This is a genomic window from Pseudomonas sp. A-B-19, from assembly GCF_019947515.1.
Lineage (GTDB): Bacteria > Pseudomonadota > Gammaproteobacteria > Pseudomonadales > Pseudomonadaceae > Aquipseudomonas.
The window spans coordinates 277,770-291,420 of the sequence record NZ_JAGYGN010000002.1; the positions used below are offsets into that span (position 1 = coordinate 277,770).

Annotated in this window: 15 protein-coding genes and 1 tRNA gene; 15 read left to right on the forward strand and 1 reads right to left on the reverse strand. The window is 57.8% G+C overall.

All coding sequences use genetic code 11. The annotated features are described in order from the left end of the window. Positions 1–22: 22 nt before the first annotated feature. From KGA81_RS03375 to vapC, 10 genes are all read left to right on the forward strand, one after another. Positions 23–98: transfer RNA gene (locus KGA81_RS03375), tRNA-Phe, on the forward strand. 232 nt (positions 99–330) lie between these two features. Continuing rightward, positions 331–768, forward strand: a complete 438-nt coding sequence (locus tag KGA81_RS03380) for a hypothetical protein (protein WP_223544564.1) — start codon at positions 331–333, stop codon at positions 766–768. A gap of 360 nt (positions 769–1,128) precedes the next feature. Then, on the forward strand, positions 1,129–2,208 hold the full coding sequence (locus KGA81_RS03385; RefSeq protein WP_223544565.1) for a hypothetical protein: 1,080 nt from the start codon (positions 1,129–1,131) through the stop codon (positions 2,206–2,208). Between the two features lie 76 nt (positions 2,209–2,284). Then, complete coding sequence (locus KGA81_RS03390) at positions 2,285–3,076, forward strand: TSUP family transporter (RefSeq protein ID WP_223544566.1); 792 nt, start codon at positions 2,285–2,287, stop codon at positions 3,074–3,076. A gap of 299 nt (positions 3,077–3,375) precedes the next feature. Next, entirely contained in the window at positions 3,376–4,434 is a 1,059-nt protein-coding gene (locus KGA81_RS03395) for a YhcG family protein (protein WP_223544567.1), read from the forward strand. Between the two features lie 68 nt (positions 4,435–4,502). Beyond that, positions 4,503–5,477, forward strand: a complete 975-nt coding sequence (locus tag KGA81_RS03400) for an alpha/beta fold hydrolase (RefSeq protein ID WP_223544568.1) — start codon at positions 4,503–4,505, stop codon at positions 5,475–5,477. 36 nt (positions 5,478–5,513) lie between these two features. Further along, positions 5,514–5,930, forward strand: coding sequence for a hypothetical protein (locus tag KGA81_RS03405; protein WP_223544569.1), 417 nt, complete (start codon positions 5,514–5,516; stop codon positions 5,928–5,930). Positions 5,931–5,936: 6 nt separating this feature from the next. Then, positions 5,937–6,389, forward strand: coding sequence for a hypothetical protein (locus tag KGA81_RS03410; protein ID WP_223544570.1), 453 nt, complete (start codon positions 5,937–5,939; stop codon positions 6,387–6,389). Positions 6,390–6,557: 168 nt separating this feature from the next. Beyond that, entirely contained in the window at positions 6,558–6,788 is a 231-nt protein-coding gene (vapB, locus tag KGA81_RS03415) for a type II toxin-antitoxin system VapB family antitoxin (RefSeq protein ID WP_223544571.1), read from the forward strand. Further along, on the forward strand, positions 6,788–7,195 hold the full coding sequence (gene vapC / locus KGA81_RS03420) for a type II toxin-antitoxin system tRNA(fMet)-specific endonuclease VapC (RefSeq protein ID WP_223544572.1): 408 nt from the start codon (positions 6,788–6,790) through the stop codon (positions 7,193–7,195). The genes vapB and vapC overlap by 1 nt, the downstream gene beginning before the upstream one ends. A gap of 77 nt (positions 7,196–7,272) precedes the next feature. Here vapC and gabP read toward each other — a convergent pair whose 3' ends face one another. Continuing rightward, entirely contained in the window at positions 7,273–8,664 is a 1,392-nt protein-coding gene (gene gabP, locus KGA81_RS03425) for a GABA permease (RefSeq protein ID WP_223544573.1), read from the reverse strand. A gap of 564 nt (positions 8,665–9,228) precedes the next feature. Between gabP and KGA81_RS03430 the strand changes: the two genes are divergently transcribed. From KGA81_RS03430 to KGA81_RS03450, 5 genes are all read left to right on the forward strand, one after another. After that, a complete protein-coding gene (locus KGA81_RS03430; RefSeq protein WP_110965875.1) occupies positions 9,229–10,002 on the forward strand; it encodes an ABC transporter ATP-binding protein in 774 nt (257 codons plus the stop codon). Between the two features lie 13 nt (positions 10,003–10,015). After that, a complete protein-coding gene (locus KGA81_RS03435; RefSeq protein WP_223544574.1) occupies positions 10,016–10,762 on the forward strand; it encodes an ABC transporter substrate-binding protein in 747 nt (248 codons plus the stop codon). 72 nt (positions 10,763–10,834) lie between these two features. Then, the gene (locus KGA81_RS03440; RefSeq protein ID WP_223544575.1) at positions 10,835–11,530 is read left to right on the forward strand and encodes an ABC transporter permease; all 696 of its coding nucleotides are present in this window, start codon (positions 10,835–10,837) and stop codon (positions 11,528–11,530) included. Beyond that, positions 11,527–12,216 (forward strand): ABC transporter permease, encoded by a 690-nt coding sequence (locus KGA81_RS03445; protein ID WP_223544576.1) that lies wholly within the window; start codon positions 11,527–11,529, stop codon positions 12,214–12,216. The genes KGA81_RS03440 and KGA81_RS03445 overlap by 4 nt, the downstream gene beginning before the upstream one ends. Next, entirely contained in the window at positions 12,197–13,426 is a 1,230-nt protein-coding gene (locus KGA81_RS03450) for a methyltransferase (protein WP_223544577.1), read from the forward strand. The genes KGA81_RS03445 and KGA81_RS03450 overlap by 20 nt, the downstream gene beginning before the upstream one ends. Positions 13,427–13,651: the final 225 nt, after the last annotated feature.

A 13,651-nucleotide genomic window follows, 5' to 3' on the forward strand; every position in this document is an offset into this window, starting at 1 on the left:
AACCAGTTTAATGCGCCCCGTTGCCCAGATAGCTCAGTCGGTAGAGCAGGGGATTGAAAATCCCCGTGTCGGCGGTTCGATTCCGTCTCTGGGCACCAAATACCGAAAACCCTGAATCGCAAGATTCAGGGTTTTTTTATGCCTGCGATTCGTCCAACCCTACCGCCACAGAAAATTCCTACATCCGCTACGCCTGGTCCTACCAATCGCACCCCCCTCTTCTTACGTCACTTTGGGACACGCCTGATCGAGTGCTCCCCCCTTACAAGGTGAAACTTATGCAGCAGCAAATCTGCCTGCATTCAACGTTTCGAAGTAAGGAAGCATTTCTTGAATACGCCTTTGAAGTTTCTCGCCCTGTCGACAATCATCGCCACAGCAAGCGGCTGTGTCAGCTACAACAACAGCCAGCCTTCTTCGCCGATCGACAGCACCGTCAAGGCCGATCTGAAAGCGGACATCGCTGTCGGTGACGCCATCTCCGGCCAGTCTTCGGTCAACGTCCTGTTCGGGGTTCTCAAGTTTGGTGGCGACTCCCAGTTTGCGGACGGCGTCAGCTACGGTGGTCAGAGTGGCGGCCTGGGCAGCCTGGGCCTGGATCCCGTCAGCGCAGTCAAATCGGCAGCAGCCTATAAAGCGGTCAAGTCTTCCGGAGCCGACCTGATCGTCGCCCCTCGCTACGAAGTGAACGAAGAAAACTACTTCATCTTCAAAAAAGTTTCCGTCACGGTAAAAGGGAACAAAGGCAACATCCGCAGCATCCGCTAACTCCTCCCCCCCAGGTGATTGTTCAGCAAACCATCCGCCGCGCTTTGGCAAACCGAAAAACCTAGCGCAGTGCGTTCCACAAGCAGCCATTGAAAAACGGCTGCTTGTGGACTTGAGGACTGACTGCCCCCCCTTCTACATGCTGGCTTACCGCCAATTCTCCAGCCTCGTCGATACCACCGGACGTTCGGACGACCCCGCCTGACATTGATGATCGCCCCCTCTTGGCAGACTCTCAGGCCTGTCGGAACGCTCCGTATGCTTTCACGGAAATGGATGACATACGTTGATCATCGGCTCGTGCAGTATTGGAGGATAAGCTGCCGCACAGGCGGGAGCAGAGACACAACAGGGAAGACAATGACTGAGGCCATTCAACCAGACATCGAAACCGCCGAGTTTTTTACCGAACAAGAAATCAGAACGTTCAGCTTTGATATCCAACAGTCAGCATTGCTGCACATGTTCGCCGAAGAACTGGCCGCCATCGGCGGGCCGCAGGCATCAGGAGCCAAGTCCAAAGCCGCTTTGGCAGCCATTGAATTGAAGTTCTCGTTTTCGAAAGACCAATGCGATCTGCTGGGTGCCTACTCCGATGGCCTTGTTTCCGTATTGATCTTTGAAGGACTGCAAAAACTCACCGATGTCAGCCCTCCCAATGAACTGCCCGACCTGACATCCCTGGAAAACCGATACGACGTTCTTTGCCTGGCCGCCCGTAATCAGATCTTGTTGAAACTGGTGGATAACAGTGCCTTTGCCTACGACATGGACAATGAAGGAAAACTGATTCGACTGGTGGCCAACTTCAAGGGCGGCGGACTGACCAGAATCCCTGCCGAGCCGGATATCAAAGAACTGAGTTCCCACTCAGGCCTGGCGCTAGGCCCACACACCGAGGCGCCTTACTGGTGCGCGATAAACGCGAAAGACGGGCACTCCCCATCGCCGTCGTCGCTCATACTCTCCGCCCTTTGGAACCCGAGCCTGGAACCGACTTCGGTAATTCCTCTGCCACCCGTGCTGGAAAAAATCGGTGTAACCAACTGCCTCGCCCTGACTACAGGGAACTTTCAGTTCACCCGCAGTGATTCCTTCGTCAGTGGCAAGGGAGGGGACGGGCGCAATGTTTCGATACTGGAGTTCGATGACAAGGTCGGATTCGCGGCCCGTTTCAACTCATACCGATTTTCGGTCAGCGATAACGCCTCTCGCTTTGTCAAAACGGCCTATGCCGCTCTTTGCCAGAGCGTAGGCGAAGCAGTTCCAGTCGAGTACACGCTGACGCAAGAGTCGGCAATGGTCATCAATAACGTTCGAGCCCTGCATTGTCGTGAGCTGATCAAAGACAACAGACGTGTTCTGGTCCGCATTTTCGGACTATCGAAGTTTTCTTCCCCCATTGTGATCACAGACGACCCGTTGCGAGTTCAGGGCTGATGTCTGTCACAGCTTCAGTCTATTGAATGACCAGCCAAGTAGATCACCGGCCAATAACCATAAAAGAGAGAATGAGATGTCTTGGGACGTAATTGGCATGTTGGCGCTCGTCGCGTTTTGCGCCGGCTTTTTTGATGCAATAGCAGGTGGCGGTGGGTTAATAACCTTGCCGGCACTGTTTTTGGCTGGGGTAGATCCCATCAGTGCGATTGCCACGAACAAGTTCCAGGCCGCTTCGGCAACTGTTTCAGCAACTGTTACCTTTGCTCGCAAAGGAATGATCGAGTGGCGCGAAGGCCGTTTCCTGGTTATCTGCGGATTTATTGGCGGCGCCAGTGGTGCCTTGCTGGTCAGCTCCATTGATAAGCGCTATCTGGAAGTTTGCGTACCTATCATGCTGATCCTGGTAGCCATCTATTTTGCGCTCTCTCCAAAGCTGGCCAATGAAGATCGACGCAAGAGAATCGGCATTCTGCTTTTTTCGTTTACCGTTGCGCCGATTCTTGGCTTCTACGACGGTATATTTGGCCCCGGTGTGGGCTCTTTCTTTATCGTCGGATTCGTACTGCTCTGCGGCCTGGGCATGATGCGGGCCATGAGCTTTACCAAACTTGCCAACGCCTCGTGCAATCTCGGTTCTCTGTCGGTCTTTATCACCAAAGGTGTGATTATCTGGCCGGTAGCCATTGCCATGGCTTTGGCAGCCTTCGTCGGCGCTCAATTGGGTGCACGGGCCGCTGTTCGGGTCGGACCACGGTTGATCAAACCTATGTTGATCGTGGTCTGCTGCGCCTTGGCCATCAAGCTGCTGAGCGTAGAAACCAACCCTTTACGCGTTGCACTCATCCAGACACTGGCTTCGTTATGATCATCGCTCGGTGAGGGGAAACAGGAGTGAATGGAGGTATTTCATGATGACGACTCCCGGGTTCTGCAGAACCCAATCGTTACATCCTTTGGATTTCCTGTTGAAGGAAGGGGTCCTGGATTGATTTGGCCTGAGTACGAAACGTACTACGCCATTTGTTCCTCAGCCCTCACCCGGATTCAGACCCGTCCTGCCGCAGAAGCCGGTATTTCCTGCCTGTTTCTCAGTAACGCCCGGCATCGTCGAAGGGTGCTCATTTGTCATTCTCTTTCGCTGTTCAACCTGCTGCGGAAGACCTCATGACGGCCCTCACCCCCAACGACACTCACGATCCACATCTGGCATCACTGCTTGGCAGCCTTGGCAAATTGATCCATCAGGCACGTCAGAAGGTGCTTCGGGCGGTCGATACCGTTCAAGTGCAGACCTGCTGGCAGATCGGGCGACATGTTGTCGAGTTCGAGCAGAACGGAGCGCGACGGGCGAGGTATGGCAAAGAGTTGCTGTCGACCTTGGCCAAAGCGCTAACTGCTGAATTCGGAAAGGGATTTGACGCCTCCAACCTTCGGTATATGCGCCTGTTCTATCAAGCCTTTCCAATTCGTGACGCACTGCGTCACGAATTGAGCTGGACCCACTACCGCCGCCTGCTTCGGGTCGACAACGACAGCGCCCGTCTCTGGTACATGAACGAATCAGCCAGCCAAAACTGGTCAAGCCGCGCCCTGGAACGCCAGATCAATACCTTGTACTACGAACGCCTGTTGGCGAGCCGCGATCGCGGCAGTCTCAAGCAGGAGGCCGCCACCAACATTCAAAACATGAAGGCCAGCCCTCGAGATTTCATCCGTGACCCGGTGGTACTGGAGTTTCTTGGCTTACCCAATGCCGGCAAGCTTCAGGAAAGCGAGATCGAACAAGCGCTGATCGAACAATTGCAGGGCTTCTTGCTGGAACTGGGAAAGGGCTTTGCGTTCATTGCCCGCCAGCAACGCATCAGTACCGACAGCAAAGACTTCTACATCGACCTGGTGTTCTACAACTACTTGCTCAAGTGCTTCGTCATCTTCGATATCAAGCGCGGTGAACTGACCCATCAGGATGTGGGGCAGATGGACATGTATGTGCGCATGTACGACGACTTGAAACGCGGCGTGGAAGACGGTCCCACTGTCGGCATCATTCTCTGCGCGCAAAAGGATGAATCCGTGGTGCGTTATTCGGTGCTTGAAGGAAACGAGCAACTGTTCGCCAGCAAGTACAAGCTGGTCCTGCCGAGTGAAGAAGAACTGCGTAACGAACTGGATCGGGAACGGGCGGCTCTTGAAGAACGGCTGCTCGATCAGTCATTGCGTTGAGGTGAATGGATTGTTCATCAACGGCATCAAGACTATCGTTGGCAACTACCCGCAAAGGTCCGGTGCCGATGAATTTGCAGGAATCGCCTTCACTCGCCCCAACTCAAATCGAGTTGCCGTTGCAACGCATCACGTCCGGCGAACCGTTCAAGGAAACCGCTGCGGACGGCTTTGTCCTCGGTGGCTTCACCTGGCGACACCCTTCTCGGGACGCCGCTCGTCCGGTCGTGATCATCAATGCCGCCACTTCGGTCCGGTGCCGCCACTACTCGCGCTTCGCCGACTACCTGTTCGCCCACGGCTTCGATGTCATCACCTATGACTATCGCGGCATCGGCGAGTCGCGGCCGGCATCGCTCAAGGGGCTTCAGGCCTCGTGGACCGATTGGGGAGCGCTGGATTTCGAGGCGATGCTCAAGCGCGCACAGCGTGAGTTCCCCGGGCAGCCTATCGATGTGGTCGGCCACAGCTTTGGCGGCTGTGCAGCGGGCCTGGGGGCGTCCGGGCATCTGATCCGACGCCTGGTGACGGTCGGGGCGCAATTCGCCTACTGGCGCGACTATGCGCCCGCCCATCGCTGGCGCATGTTCGGCAAGTGGCATGTGCTGATGCCACTGGTAACGATGATCTACGGCTACTTTCCGGGCAAACGCCTTGGCTGGCTGGAAGACACACCCGCCGGCGTGGTCCGTGACTGGAGCCTCTCCACCGCCCGTTTCGAGAAGCGCTCCAGCAGCCGCGCAATCAGCAAAACCACCGGACAGCTACCCTTTGCCGGCGTCACCGCGCAAACCCTGGCCATCAGCATCAGCGACGATCCCTACGGCACGGTCCCGGCCATCGAGCGCCTGCTCGACTACTTCACCGGCAGCACAAACTATCACCTGCGCATCCATCCCGAAGACATCGGCGAAGAAGAAGTCGGACATTTCGCCTTTTTTCGCAGCGCATACCAAGCCACACTATGGCCCATTGCATTGGCCTGGCTGCAAAACGGCGAACTGGCCCCCGATACCCCGGGGCGGCGAGTACCGCGCAGCTGAGGCAATTGCCCTTTCAACGAATACGGAACGATGCCCATGGCCTCCGCCAACAAGCAGCAAAAACGCGCCACCCGCGCCAAGGCCAAGGCCAAGCAGAACCGCACCCAGCGGGCTGCCGCGCCGCTCGAACTGGACCCAAACGATGATCGCATCGACTTCGAATCGGTGGACCTGACCGACATGTTCAAAGAGATGATCGACGCACAAAAGATCAGCCAGCAGGCCATGTGCGCGGCCTTTCTGGAACATCCGCTTATAGCACTGGTACTGGAGCAGGAAGGTGAGGAAACAGCGACAGACTTCATCCTCGCGGCCCTGATCGAATATCGCCAATGGTCCGCTGAAACCGACGAAGCCGGCGCCTTGGCGTGGATCGAATCACCGGCCTTCCAGGCTGACTACGTGGCGGCGTCCGACGCCATTGCCGCGCAAACCCAACAGAAATCGAACTGAGTTCCCATGGCCTCCCTGAACAAGCAACAGAAACGCGCCAAGCGTGCAAAAGCCAAAGCCAAGCAGATCAATATCCACGGCCGCAAACCCGCCGCGCTGGACGACGACCTTGGCCACCTCGCCGAACCGATCCCGGAATACACCCTGGCGATGTTCAGCAAAATGCGCGACGCGGAAGCCGTCAGCCGCAGCGAAATGCTCTCGGTGCTGCTGACGAACCTGGCCTTTATCATCATCGACCATCCAGAACTGCTGGACATGGAAAACGCCGACGACGAAGGCATGGCCGCCACCCACCTGGCCGCCGACATGCTGATCGACTACCGCATGTGGGCCGACGGCATGGACCGCGACACCGCCCAGGCATGGCTGAGCGAGCCGCAGTTCATTGCTGACTTCAGCGCTGCGCTGGACATCTACCGCGAGTCGCAGGAAACGTCGGAAGAAAAAGCCGAGTAAGGGTTACGACTCAAACAAAAACGGCCGCTCGTCATCACTGACAGCGGCCTTTTTAACTCTGAATCGAGCGCTTTCCTTCCGTCAGGCAGCGCGTATATCCCATTGACATATCCAACGCGAAACCTATCCTTTGGACACATCACGCCAGCAAAAGCGCAGGAGGTCCAAATGGAACAGACAACCCTTTTCATGAGCAATCGAAGCCAGGCCGTTCGCCTGCCGAAAGCTGTAGCCATGCCAAGCGACGTGAAACGAGTCGACGTCGTCGCCGTAGGTCGAAGCCGAATCATCACGCCCGCCGGTGAAACCTGGGACAGTTGGTTCGATGGCGAAAGCATCACGGCAGACTTCATGACTGATCGCGAGCAACCCGCCGAGCAGGAGCGTGAGTCGTTCTGATGATCAAGTACATGCTCGATACCAATATCTGCATCTTCACCATCAAGAACAAACCACAGGTAGTACGGGAGGCATTCAACCGTCATCACGGCCAACTGTGCATCAGTGCGATAACGTTGATGGAACTGATCTACGGCGCGGAAAAATCAGCAGCCCCCGAAAAAAACCTGGCGGTCATCGAGGGCTTCGTCGCCCGGCTTGAAGTCCTGCCCTTCGACAACGAAGCAGCAGCACACACCGGAATGATTCGATCCGAACTGGCAAAGGCCGGCACACCCATAGGCCCGTACGACCAGATGATTGCCGGGCACGCACGCTCACGCGGGTTAATCGTGGTCACCAACAACCTGCGGGAGTTCGAGCGCGCTCCAGGGTTACGCGTAGAAGACTGGGTTCATGTCGACTGAACACAGAACAATCGACAGAAACAAAAACGGCCGCTCGTCATCACTGACAGCGGCCGTTTTGCATTACGCGGTATGGATCAGCTCAGCACCACCGCGCCACGCTGCTCCAGCTTGCGACGGCGAGCCACCAGCAAACCGGCCGCTACTACCAGAGCACCGAGCAAGCCGGTCGCGAGAATTTCCACGCGATGGGCTTCCTGGAACAGCATGATGGTCAGGGCGGCGACGATGAAGACGATCACCGCGTAGGTCAGGCCCGGGAACAGCCACATGCTGAAGGCGATTTTCTCTCCGCGCGCCATACGCTGCTTACGCATGCGCAGTTGCGAAATCGCAATCACCAGGTACACCAGCAGCGCGATGGCGCCGGAGCTGGCCAGCAGGAATTCGAACACCGCAGCCGGGGCTACGTAGTTGGCAAATGTTGCCAGGAACGCGGCGCCCGTGGACAACATCACTGCCCAGTATGGCGTGCCACTTTTGTTGGTGCGGGTAGACATGGCCGGCGCATCGCCGCGCTTGCCCAGGGAGAACAACATCCGCGACGAAGTGTAGAGCGCCGAGTTCAGGCAGCTGGTCACGGCAACCAATACCACAATGTCGACGATGATCTTGGCGTTCGGGATGCCCATGCGTTCAAGCACAGTCTGGTAGGAACCCAGGCTTGCCAGTACCGGGTCGTTCCAAGGCACCAGAGCGACGACGATGAAAATCGACACGAGGTAGAACAAGCCGATCCGCCAGATCACCGAGTTGGTGGCCTTGGAGATTTGCTTGCCTGGATCTTTCGATTCCGCGGCCGCGATGGTCACGATCTCGGTACCCATGAAGGAGAACATGGTGGTCAGGATCGCACCCAACACCGCGCCCATGCCGTTTGGCAGGAAGCCCTGGGTGTCGAACAGGTGCGAAACGCCGCTGACCTGGCTGCCCGGCAGGAAGCCGAAGATCGCCATGAGGCCCAGAACGATGAAGCCGATGATGGCCAACACTTTGATCAGGGCAAACCAGAACTCGAATTCACCGTAGTTCTTCACGCTGAACAGGTTGGTCACGGTCAGCAGCATCGTGATGACCAGGGCGAAGGCCCAGATGTCCACACCCGGGAACCAGGCATGCAGGATGGTCGCGGCGGCGTTGGCCTCCAGCGGGATGACGAGCACCCAGAACCACCAGTACAACCAGCCGATGGTGAAACCGGCCCAGTGACCGATCGCGCGGTCGGCGTAAGTCGAAAACGAACCGGTGTCCGGCGAGGCAACGGCCATTTCGCCGAGCATGCGCATCACCAGCACCACCAACATGCCGGCGGCGGCGTAAGCCAACAGAACAGCCGGACCTGCAGCGGCGATGGCGTGACCCGAGCCAACGAACAGGCCGGCGCCGATAACTCCGGCAATCGACAGCATGGTCACGTGGCGCGGTTTGAGCCCCTGTTCGAGGCCATTAGAGCTTTGGGTACTGCTCATTAAATCTACCTTTGTAAGGAGAAGCGAATGCGTGCATCCCGTTCGGCGGTCCTTCTCGTAAAAAGAAGCCAACAGGGCGTTGTGGATTCTGCACGCAATAATTGCGCCAAAATATTTCAAATCCTTCTAACCCGGTGATTCCAACCAGACCGGACAGTCATCGCAACCCATTGAATTTAATGGCACTTAGCCAGAACGTTACCCTGCAACCCACTTTGTGGGGCGAATCAGCGCACCGGAAACACACCTGAAAATGGCTCTGTGCACATTAAAAGTGCGCAAGCAGTGCATTTGGCCGGATAGCGCTTCCAACACCCTGTCAAAGCTGGCAACATCGCGCCTTTTTTTGCGGCAGCCACCGCGCTTTTTATCGACAGGCAAGGTTCAAACAGCTGTTCGGTTGTTGACGGGGCGACAGTCTGCTGCGCCGATGCGACAACCTGCCACACACCAGCCGTTTACCGTCTGTAGCGCTGTTGGCTGCCATTGAAACGCTATGCTAGGTTGGCCGCCTCGCCAGGAAGGCCGCCAACAGCAGGAGCGCAACATATATGAGGAACGCACATGGCTGAGGCCACGCCCGCGCTTGAAATCCGCAACTTGCACAAACGCTACGGTTCGCTGGAGGTGCTCAAAGGCATCTCGCTGACCGCCCGCGACGGCGATGTGATCTCGATCCTGGGTTCCTCCGGCTCCGGCAAGTCCACGTTCCTGCGCTGCATCAACCTGCTGGAAAACCCGCACCAGGGCCAGATCCTGGTCGCCGGCGAAGAACTCAAGCTCAAGGCTGCTAAGAACGGCGAACTGGTTGCCGCCGACGGCAAGCAGATCAACCGCCTGCGCAGCGAAATCGGCTTTGTGTTTCAAAACTTTAACCTGTGGCCGCACATGAGCGTGCTCGACAACATCATCGAAGCCCCGCGCCGCGTGCTCGGCCAGAGCAAGGCCGAAGCCATCGAAGTGGCCGAAGCCCTGCTGGCCAAGGTCGGCATCGCCGACAAGCGCCATGCCTATCCCTCGCAACTGTCCGGTGGCCAGCAACAACGGGCGGCCATCGCCCGCACCCTGGCCATGCAGCCCAAGGTCATCCTGTTCGACGAGCCCACCTCGGCGCTTGACCCGGAAATGGTCCAGGAAGTACTTAATGTCATCCGCGCGCTTGCCGAAGAAGGCCGCACCATGCTGCTCGTGACCCACGAAATGGGCTTCGCACGTCAGGTCTCCAGTGAAGTGGTGTTCCTCCACCAGGGCCTGGTAGAGGAGCAAGGATCGCCACAGCAGGTGTTTGAAAACCCGCTTTCGGCGCGCTGCAAACAATTCATGTCCAGCAACCGCTAACGGAGCTATCCACATGCAGAACTGCAAAAAGGTCTTCCTGGCTGCCGCCGTCACCCTGGCGTTCAGCGCCGGTGCCATGGCCGAAACCCTGAAGATGGGCATCGAAGCGGCCTATCCGCCGTTCAACAATAAAGATGCCAGTGGCAATGTCGTCGGCTTCGACAAAGAGATCGGCGACGCCTTGTGCGCCAAGATGAAAGTCGAGTGCACCGTCGTGACCTCCGACTGGGACGGCATCATCCCGGCCCTGAACGCCAAGAAATTCGACTTCCTGATCTCCTCGATGTCGATCACCGACGAGCGCAAGGGCGCGGTGGACTTCACCGACCCGTACTACTCCAACAAGCTGCAGTTCATCGCCAAGAAAGACGTCGACTTCAAAACTGACAAAGACTCCTTGAAAGGCAAGGTGATCGGCGCCCAGCGTTCGACCCTGGCAGGTACCTTCATGGAAGACAACATGCCGGGCGTTGAAGTCAAACTCTATGACACCCAGGAAAACGCCTATCTCGACCTGACTTCCGGTCGCCTGGACGGCATCCTGGCCGACAAGTACGTCAACTATGAGTGGCTGAAAAGCGACGCTGGCCGTGCCTACGAGTTCAAGGGCGACCCGGTGGAAGAAAGCGACAAGATCGGTATTGCCGTGCGCAAGAAGGACCCGATTCGCGAGAAGCTGAACGCCGCCCTGAAAGAAATCGTCGCTGACGGCACCTACAAGAAGATCAACGACAAGTACTTCCCGTTCAGCATCTATTGATACTGACCTGCCTGACCGGCGCCCGATGGTGCCGGTTCTCGGCCTTGCCTGCCGCGATTTGAAAAGAAATCCATGATTATCGACCTCTACGGATTCGGCCCGGCGCTCGCCGCTGGCGCGCTGATGACTGTGAAACTGGCACTCTCGGCCCTGTGCCTGGGGCTGGTACTCGGTCTGCTCGGCGCCTTGGCCAAGACCTCCCCGTACAAGCCGCTGCAATGGCTTGGCGGCACTTATTCGACCCTGGTTCGCGGCATCCCTGAATTGCTCTGGGTGCTGTTGATCTACTTCGGCACCGTCAACCTGATGCGAGCCCTGGGCGAGTTCTTCGGCAACCCCGACCTCGAACTCAATGCCTTCGCCGCCGGTGTGATTGCGCTGGGCCTGTGCTTCGGCGCCTACGCCACGGAAGTGTTTCGCGGCGCGATCCTCGCCATCCCCAAAGGCCATCGTGAAGCCGGCGTGGCCCTGGGCCTGTCGAAGTGGCGCATCTTCACCCGGTTGATCATGCCGCAGATGTGGCGCATCGCCCTGCCGGGCCTCGGCAACCTGTTCATGATCCTGATGAAAGACACCGCGCTGGTGTCGGTGATCGGCCTGGAAGAAATCATGCGTCATGCGCAAATCGGCGTGACCGTCTCCAAACAGCCGTTCACCTTCTTTATGGTCGCCGCGTTCATGTACCTGGGCCTGACGGTCCTGGCGATGACCGGCATGCACTTGCTGGAAAAACGCGCCGCTCGCGGCTTCGCGAGGAGCACCCAATGAACTGGGAAGTCATCATCAAGTGGTTACCGAGACTGGCCCAGGGCGCGACCCTGACCCTGGAACTGGTGGCCATCGCCGTGATCGCCGGTTTGCTGCTGGCCATTCCGCTGGGCATCGCCCGCTCGTCGCGCTTGTGGTGGGTGCGGGCATTTCCCTACGGCTACATCTTCTTTTTCCGAGGTACGCCGTTGCTTGTTCAACTGTTCCTGGTCTACTACGGCCTGGCGCAGTTCGACGCGGTTCGAAACAGCTCGATGTGGCCGTACCTGCGCGATCCGTTCTGGTGCGCCACGGCGACCATGACCCTGCACACAGCGGCCTACATCGCCGAGATCCTGCGCGGCGCCATTCAGGCCATTCCACCGGGCGAGATCGAAGCGGCGCGGGCACTGGGCATGTCCAAACCCAAAGCGCTGTTCTACATCATCCTGCCGCGTGCCGCGCGCATCGGCCTGCCGGCCTACAGCAACGAAGTGATCCTGATGCTCAAGGCCAGCGCCCTGGCCAGCACCGTGACCTTGCTGGAGCTGACTGGCATGGCCCGCACCATCATTGCCCGGACCTACCTGCCGGTGGAGATCTTCTTCGCCGCCGGCATGTTCTACCTGGTAATGGCCTATGTGCTGGTGCGCGGCTTCAAGCTGCTGGAGCGCTGGCTGCGCGTCGATGCCTGCCAAGGGCGCTGATACCGGCGTGTTGACGGGCGAGGCCCTGCTCGCCCGTTTCACTGCGCTGGATGCTTTTCTGACAGAGCATCAGGCACTGTGGAAACCTCGCCCGTTCACTCATCTGCAGCTACCCTGGGAAGCGTCCTGCCCGGAGCTGGCCGCATGGTTACGTGAGCGAACGCTGGAAGACGCGGAAAACGCTCACAATCAACCTGCCCTTCTGGATGCACCGGAACCCTTTGCTAGCCTGGCAACGATGTCCATTGCCTTGAGTGCGGTGGATGAATTGCCTGCACGCACACTCGAAGCGGCCGGCCATCGGTTGAACGTCGATGTGCCGGGGCGCAAATGGCAACAGATCGAAGCCTTCGCCAGTCGACTGCAGTTTTGCGAGGCACCGCGGCATTGGCTGGATTGGTGCTCAGGCAAGGGACACCTGGGGCGCCGCCTGCTGCAAGCGGGGCAACAACTGACATGCCTGGAATACGACCCGGCACTGGTCACCAGCGGCCAGGCACTCAGCCAACGTCATCACCTGCACGCACTGCATATCGAACAGGATGTGCTTGCGGCAGACGCAGCTTCTTTACTGAGTGCGTATCACACGCCCGTCGCGCTTCACGCCTGCGGTGATTTGCATATACGGCTGATTCAACTCGCCAGCGCCACAGGCTGCAAACAAATCGCCATAGCGCCGTGCTGCTACAACCGGATCGGCCTTGCCCAATACTCGCCAATGTCCTCGGCCGCCAAAGGCTCCGGCCTACAGCTTTCCCTCGACGACCTCGCGTTGCCCATGAGCGAAACTGTTACCGCCGGTGCCCGCGTGCGACGTCAACGCGACACCTCCATGGCCCGACGCCTGGGCTTCGACTTGCTGCAACGGCAACTGCGCGGCCTGGACGAGTACCTGCCAACCCCTTCCCTGCCCAGCGCCTGGCTGGACAAACCCTTCGCCGATTACTGCCATCACCTGGCGGCACTCAAAGAGTTATCCACAATCGGCGCGCAAGATTGGTCAGCCCTCGAAGCAGCCGGTTGGCAGCGACTGGCCGAAGTGCGCAACCTCGAGTTACTGCGTGGACTGTTCCGACGTCCACTGGAACTTTGGCTGGTCCTTGACCGGGCACTTTTCCTCGCCGAACAGGGTTACAGCGTCCGCGTCGGCACCTTCTGCGACACCCTGCTCACGCCGCGTAATTTCCTGCTCCTGGCCGAACGCGCTTAAACACATCCAACCTGTGGATAACTCTGTTGATGGAATTATCACGGATCCAATATCCATGCCTGTTTCATGGCTTAAACCATACTGTTCATTTTTTGTACACGCGAATAAAAAATCGAAAAAACAGGTATTTGCGGACAAATGAGAACGGATCCACAAATTCGACCTAAACCCAGTGCGCTGCCGATCGCATTGTGCATAAGCATTTAATGAAAACGACATAAATGC

Bases quoted from the DNA above. Each gene is read 5' to 3' on its own strand.
- vapB (WP_223544571.1), top strand. From the start codon at position 6,558: ATGGAACAGACAACCCTTTTCATGAGCAATCGAAGCCAGGCCGTTCGC.
- KGA81_RS03400 (WP_223544568.1), top strand. From the start codon at position 4,503: ATGAATTTGCAGGAATCGCCTTCACTCGCCCCAACTCAAATCGAGTTG.
- KGA81_RS03445 (WP_223544576.1), top strand. From the start codon at position 11,527: ATGAACTGGGAAGTCATCATCAAGTGGTTACCGAGACTGGCCCAGGGC.
- KGA81_RS03450 (WP_223544577.1), top strand. From the start codon at position 12,197: ATGCCTGCCAAGGGCGCTGATACCGGCGTGTTGACGGGCGAGGCCCTG.
- KGA81_RS03440 (WP_223544575.1), top strand. From the start codon at position 10,835: ATGATTATCGACCTCTACGGATTCGGCCCGGCGCTCGCCGCTGGCGCG.
- vapC (WP_223544572.1), top strand. From the start codon at position 6,788: ATGATCAAGTACATGCTCGATACCAATATCTGCATCTTCACCATCAAG.
- KGA81_RS03405 (WP_223544569.1), top strand. From the start codon at position 5,514: ATGGCCTCCGCCAACAAGCAGCAAAAACGCGCCACCCGCGCCAAGGCC.
- KGA81_RS03430 (WP_110965875.1), top strand. From the start codon at position 9,229: ATGGCTGAGGCCACGCCCGCGCTTGAAATCCGCAACTTGCACAAACGC.
- gabP (WP_223544573.1), bottom strand. From the start codon at position 8,664: ATGAGCAGTACCCAAAGCTCTAATGGCCTCGAACAGGGGCTCAAACCG.
- KGA81_RS03435 (WP_223544574.1), top strand. From the start codon at position 10,016: ATGCAGAACTGCAAAAAGGTCTTCCTGGCTGCCGCCGTCACCCTGGCG.
- KGA81_RS03395 (WP_223544567.1), top strand. From the start codon at position 3,376: ATGACGGCCCTCACCCCCAACGACACTCACGATCCACATCTGGCATCA.
- KGA81_RS03390 (WP_223544566.1), top strand. From the start codon at position 2,285: ATGTCTTGGGACGTAATTGGCATGTTGGCGCTCGTCGCGTTTTGCGCC.
- KGA81_RS03410 (WP_223544570.1), top strand. From the start codon at position 5,937: ATGGCCTCCCTGAACAAGCAACAGAAACGCGCCAAGCGTGCAAAAGCC.
- KGA81_RS03385 (WP_223544565.1), top strand. From the start codon at position 1,129: ATGACTGAGGCCATTCAACCAGACATCGAAACCGCCGAGTTTTTTACC.